Origin of the sequence: Escherichia sp. AM3 (genome assembly GCF_032029835.1) — a bacterium.
Classification (GTDB): domain Bacteria; phylum Pseudomonadota; class Gammaproteobacteria; order Enterobacterales; family Enterobacteriaceae; genus Escherichia; species Escherichia coli.
In genome coordinates this window covers 1-1866 of record NZ_JAVUPQ010000239.1, presented here as the reverse complement: position 1 = coordinate 1866, position 1866 = coordinate 1, and the positions used below count along the sequence as shown (strand labels likewise).

Genomic DNA, 1866 nt, shown 5'->3' with positions numbered 1-1866 from the left:
GTGTAAACGTGCCGTGTTCGTCCTGAACCATGGCGGCAAAGGCGTGGCTGATCACCAGCAGCAGGCCTGCAAAAAGAAAACGGATAAATGCCAACATAATCACATTCCAGCTAAAAGCCCGGCAAGCCGGGCGTTAACACATCAGAACTTCAACGACCCCTGCATATACAGCGTGCGCGGCTGGCCTGCATAGATGCCTTTGTTGTTGTCGTCATAAGAGCGGATGAAGTAGTCCTGGTCGAAGATGTTTTTCACACCGAATGCCAGGTTCAGATCTGCCATCTGCGGGCCAAAGTCATACGCCACGCGTGCGCCCCAGAGCATGAAGCCGGGAATGCGGCCGGTACTGCCGTCGGCGCTCTCTTTCACCGTATTGGCGTTATCCGCAAACTGGCTGGACTGGAAATCGCTGTTCAGATTGAACGTCCAGTTTCCTGGCTTGTAGTCCACGCCCAGCGTGCCTTTATGTTTCGGGGAGAATGGTACCAGATTGCCGTAGGTGTCGCCTTTCTCGCGGATTTCCGCGTTCACATACGCATAGCTGGCGTAGATGGAAACGTTATCAAGCGTTGGCGTTAGCGTACCCAGATCGTAACGTGCCTGCGTTTCCAGCCCGGTATGGCGCGTTTTGCCACGTGCAGTGACGGTGTCGTTGGTCTGGTTGGAGTCGTACTGATTGTTAAAGTTAATCAGGAACAGCCCCATTTCCGCCGTCAGCGCGCCGTCGTCGTAGCGGGTACCGAGTTCCCAGGTTCGCGCTTTTTCCGGTTCCACATTGCCGCTTTGCACAGCCTTGCCAATCTGGCTGTACTGTACGGTGCCGAACGAGCCTTCAGTGTTTGCATAAAGATTCCAGCTGTCAGTCAGGTGATAGAGCACGTTCAACGCCGGAAGCGGTGCGTTATAGCTCACTTCTTCGTGCGTGCCTGTGATGGCGTTGTTCTGGTATGACTCGATATGTTCGAAACGCATACCCGGCGTGATGGTCCAGTTGCCGATGTCGATTTTGTCATCCAGATACCAGGCGTGCGCCTCGGTGCCGGAACGCGTATCGCGGTCGTAAGGGCTTGAGCCGGACGGCAACTGCCCGCTGCTGGTGGCGGTGTAGTAACGCATTTCATGCGTTGATTCATTCAAATAGCGATAGCCCACGCCCACTTCGTGCGCGGAAGGGCCGATCATAAAGATCTGGCTGTAGCGTGGCTCAATACCGCGCACCCAGTAGTTACGCGGCGAGAGGGTGATGCGTTTGCCTTGCTCCAGGTAGCCGCTGCGCAGGGTTTGGGTGTAGAACCCCTGAATGTTGAATTTATGCTGGCTGTCTGGCTGGAACTGGTAGCCCAGGCTCGCCAGCTTGCGACGACCCCAGAAGCGGTCATACGGGCGGGTGGATTGCCAGCGATCGGCGTCGTAATCCGCGCGAGACAGGCCACCGGGCATGTCGGCTTCACCGTCGTAATATTGCAGCAGGCTGTTGAAGGTGTGCACCTCATCCGGCGCATATTTGCTTTTCAGCATCAGGTCGTCGATGCGGGTGGCGCTGTGCTCGCGCCAGTCACTGCCGCGCGTGCCGGAGTAGAGCAGCGCGGTGCCAAAACCGTTGTCCGCTGTGCCGCCCACCATCAGGTTGTGCGTCTCTTTCGGGTTGTTTTGTGAAGAGGTTGGGCTGAGCTGACCTTCCACGCCCGCCTCGATACCAAAGTCCTGCGGAATGGCACGGGTAACAAAGTTCACCACGCCGCCCACGCTCTGCGGTCCGTAACGCACCGCACCACCACCGCGTACCACGTCAATGGCATCCATGTTGCCGAGCGAAACGGGAGCCAGTGAAAGCTGCGGCTGACCGTAAGGGGCGAAGGGGACGGG

The 1866-nt window shown here is 57.4% G+C and carries 1 protein-coding gene and 1 pseudogene; both read right to left on the bottom strand.

Annotated elements, in window-relative coordinates; translation table 11 throughout:
• Nucleotides 1-97 (bottom strand): annotated as a pseudogene (gene fecB, locus RTW80_RS24590) (Fe(3+)-dicitrate ABC transporter substrate-binding protein FecB); the annotation flags it as partial.
• Between the two features lie 44 nt (nt 98-141).
• On the bottom strand, nt 142-1866 hold a 1725-nt coding region (fecA, locus tag RTW80_RS24585; protein WP_312720681.1), incomplete at its 5' end, for a TonB-dependent Fe(3+) dicitrate receptor FecA.